Genomic DNA, 3,559 nt, shown 5'->3' on the forward strand with positions numbered 1-3,559 from the left:
CGGCCCCGCCCGGGCAGGCTCTGCGACTGGTGCGACCACCAGGCCCGCTGCCCCGAGTTCGGCGGCACTCCCCCGCCGTATCCGCTCATGATTCAGCCACGGCTGCCCGAGCCGCGTACCGAAGCCGAAGGGCCAGGGGAATCCGCGGTGGAGGCCTAGGCAAGAATGGGGGACGTGCCGCCCGCCCGCCCGCTGAAGGAGACTTTGTGGCTATCCGCGTCCTGTTGGTCGACGACCAGCCACTGCTGCGAACCGGGTTCCGGATGATCCTGGAGGCGGAGCAGGACATCGCCGTGGTCGGCGAGGCCGGGGACGGACTGCAGGCGCTGGACCAGGTACGGGCGCTGCAGCCGGACGTGGTGCTGATGGACATCCGGATGCCGCGGATGGACGGCGTCGAAGCGACCCGCCGCATCACCGGACCCGCGAAGGACGGCCCGGCGAAGGTACTGGTACTCACCACCTTCGACCTGGACGAGTACGTGGTGGAGGCCCTGCGCGCCGGCGCCAGCGGCTTTCTGCTGAAGGACGCTCCCGCCGTCGAACTGGTGCAGGCGATCCGGGTGGTGGCGGCGGGCGAGGCGATGCTGGCGCCCAGCATCACCCGCCGCCTGCTGGACAAGTACGCGGGTAAGCTGCCCTCCGGTGACGAGCCCCTGCCGGACACACTGCACCAGTTGACGGACCGTGAGGTGGAGGTGCTGAAGCTGGTGGCGCGGGGCCTGTCGAACGCGGAGATCGCCGCCGACCTCTTCGTCAGCGAGACGACGGTCAAGACACACGTCGGGCACGTGCTGACCAAGCTGGGGCTGCGCGACCGGGTGCAGGCCGCGGTCTACGCGTACGAGAGCGGGCTGGTCCGCCCCGGCGCGTAGAGCCTGCCCCGCCCTGAGGCACCCGGGCGGCCCGGGCGGGTTGACCGGTGCTCAGCTCGCGACGCCCCGGCCGAGCTCCCACAACTGCAGCATGGACGAGGAGCTGAGCGCCCACTCCACGCCGGTGATGTCGTCGCGTGCGGCGATGTACTGCTTGCCCTGCCACATCGGCAGCACCGGCACCTCGTCGGCGACTATGTCCTGCGCCCGCCCGAACGGGGCCGCGGTGCGGGCCCGTTCGGCGTTCCGCCGCGTCCTGGGGATCAGCCGGTCACGGATCTCACGGTTGGTGTAGGAGCTGTTGAGGAAGTTGGTCTTCTCGAAGAAGGGGGCGATGTAGTTGTCGGCGTCCGGGAAATCGGGGAACCAGCCGTACCCGTAGACCTGGTACTTCCCCTTCGATGCGGCGGACCGGTACTTCGCCCACGGCGCGCCCTTGGTCTCGACGTCGAACAGCCCGCTGTCGTTCAGCTGCTCCTTGAGCTTCGCGAACTCCTTGGCGGTGACGTCGCCGTAGTGGTCGGTGGTGTAGCTGAGCGTCAACCTGACCGGGGTGCGGACGCCTGCCGCGCTCAGGGTACGCCGGGCGGCGGCGACCCTGGGCTCACCGTACTCGTTGAAGAAGGAGTTGCGGTGTCCGGGCAGACCGCCGGGCACCAGCGAGTAGAGCGGTTCCGCGGTGCGCGCGTAGACGTCACGTACCAGCGACTTGCGGTCGATGACCTGGGCCATGGCCCTTCGTACCGGCTCCCGCCCCGCCGTGCCGTCGTCGGTGTTGAAGACGAGATAGCGGATCTCCTGGCCGGGCTGCTCTATGAGGTCGATCTGGTCGTCCGGGTCCGACTCCAGCTGCCGCACCTGACGCGGGGAGATGGTGCGGCTCATGATGTCGATGCCGCCGCCGGCGAGGGCCTTCCCCATGGCATCCGAGCCACGGAAGAAGCGCATCTCGATCTTGTCGTTCCGCACCGTCAACCCGCCCTTGTAATCCGGGTTGCGGGAGAAGACCGCCTTCTCCCCCTTGGTGTCGAACTTGTCGAGCACGTACGGGCCGGAGCCGACCACATTGAAGCCCTTGACGAAACCGTTCGCGGGGTAGGTCTCGCTGTCGACGATCGAGGCGGCCGGGGTGGCGAGTTTGTACGGGAAGGTGGCGTCCGGCTTCCGGAGGTGGAAGACGACCTCGGAGTCGCTGGTCGCCTCGACCTTCGCGAGGCCGGAGAGCAGCGAAGCGGGCCCGTTGACGTAGTCGATGCCCAGCAGGCGCTTGACGGAGAACTCCACGTCCTGGGCGTCGAGCTGATGGCCGTTGGAAAAGGTGAGTCCGTCGCGCAGTGTGCAGCGGTACTGCTCGCTCTGCTGATCGGTGAACCCGCATCTCTCGGCGGCGTCCATCACCGGTTCGGTGCCGGAGCGCGGCAGCCGCAGGAGCGTCTGGAAGGTGTTACGCATGATGTTCCAGGCGCTGACGTCGTAGGAGGCGGCCGGGTCGAAGGGCGCGGGAGTGTCGCTGGTGACCGCGAAGGAGTCCGTCGTTCCGACGACGATCCCCGCGTCCTCCTCATCGCCTCCGCCCCCACAGGCGACGAGCAGGGATGCGAGCAGCCCGGCCAGCGCGGGCAGCACGAAAGTCTTGCGGTTCATGACGTCGGTCTCCTCGTCCGGCCAGCGGACGCTCTGATGCGAATGGCCGGGAAGAAGAAGTTAATACTTCTATGACGACAATCCTGAACAGGGCGCCCTGCTCGCGGAGTCGGTGACCGATAAAGATCGCCGCTGATCCGTTATGCGGACGAGTGAACGCACCGCCCTTCAGGGCATCAATGCGGACACAAGGACGCACCCGGGACGGCCCGGGGACCTTGCCCGACAGGTCTCGGAGTGGGCGTAAACCGGGTCGTGCGTGACGAATGTCACGCACGCACCCTTCCTCAGTGGGCGACCATGATCAGTGAGCGCAGAAAGTCCAGATTCACTTCTTCGAGTGAGGCCACGACCGTGCGTCCCGCGACGGATCCGATCGGCGCGACGGAAGGCACCGCCACCACCTGGCACCCCGCCGCCTCGGCTGATGTCACCCCGGTCACCGTGTCCTCCACCACCGCACAGCGCGCCGGGTCGGCTCCCAGCCGTGCGGCGGCCGTCAGGTAGGGATCGGGGTGTGGCTTCGTACGTGCCAGCTCGTCCCCCGCGAGGGTGAGGGCGAAGTACTCCTTGCCCAGCGATACCAGCATCTCGTCGACGACGGTCCGGTGCGAGGCGGAGACCAGGGCCGTGGGCACCCCGTGCGCGGACAATTCGGTGAGCAGGCGGCGGGCTCCCGGCATCAGGGGCACGCCCCGCTTGAGCCGCTCGATGAACTTGGCGTTGAGCAGCACCGTCAACTCGTCCACGGTGATGTCGGCACCGGTCGCCTCGATGAGGAAGCCCGCGCTGCGCGTCATCGGACCGCCGACGACGACCTCGCGCCATTCGTCCCGCAGCGCGTGCCCCAGCTCCGCGAAAGCCTCGCTCTCGGCGTCCCACCAGAAGCCTTCGGTGTCGACCAGGGTGCCGTCCATGTCGAGCAGCACCGCCTGCAGCGACGAGCCTTCGGCCGTCAGAGTGCCGAGTGCGGGGATGGAGCTGGTCATCCGCATACACCTCCGTAAGGGACGAGAAGGCCGGCCGTCCACTCCAGGGAG

The 3,559-nt window shown here is 68.1% G+C and carries 3 protein-coding genes and 1 pseudogene; 2 read left to right on the forward strand and 2 right to left on the reverse strand.

Going from position 1 to position 3,559, the window contains the following annotated elements; translation table 11 throughout:
- Together ACRDP3_RS19590 and ACRDP3_RS19595 are read left to right on the forward strand one after the other, a co-directional pair.
- Positions 1-159 (forward strand): annotated as a pseudogene (locus tag ACRDP3_RS19590) (recombinase RecB); the annotation flags it as partial.
- 47 nt (positions 160-206) lie between these two features.
- Positions 207-875 (forward strand): response regulator, encoded by a 669-nt coding sequence (locus tag ACRDP3_RS19595; RefSeq protein ID WP_431518269.1) that lies wholly within the window; start codon positions 207-209, stop codon positions 873-875.
- Between the two features lie 51 nt (positions 876-926).
- On the opposite strand, the gene ACRDP3_RS19600 is transcribed toward ACRDP3_RS19595, so the two are convergent.
- Both ACRDP3_RS19600 and ACRDP3_RS19605 read right to left on the reverse strand, forming a co-directional pair.
- A complete protein-coding gene (locus ACRDP3_RS19600; protein ID WP_431518270.1) occupies positions 927-2,519 on the reverse strand; it encodes an ABC transporter substrate-binding protein in 1,593 nt (530 codons plus the stop codon).
- A 287-nt stretch (positions 2,520-2,806) separates the two neighbouring features.
- Entirely contained in the window at positions 2,807-3,508 is a 702-nt protein-coding gene (locus tag ACRDP3_RS19605) for an HAD family hydrolase (protein ID WP_431518271.1), read from the reverse strand.
- Positions 3,509-3,559: the final 51 nt, after the last annotated feature.

It is taken from the genome of Streptomyces sp. (assembly GCF_050698815.1).
GTDB lineage: Bacteria > Actinomycetota > Actinomycetes > Streptomycetales > Streptomycetaceae > Streptomyces.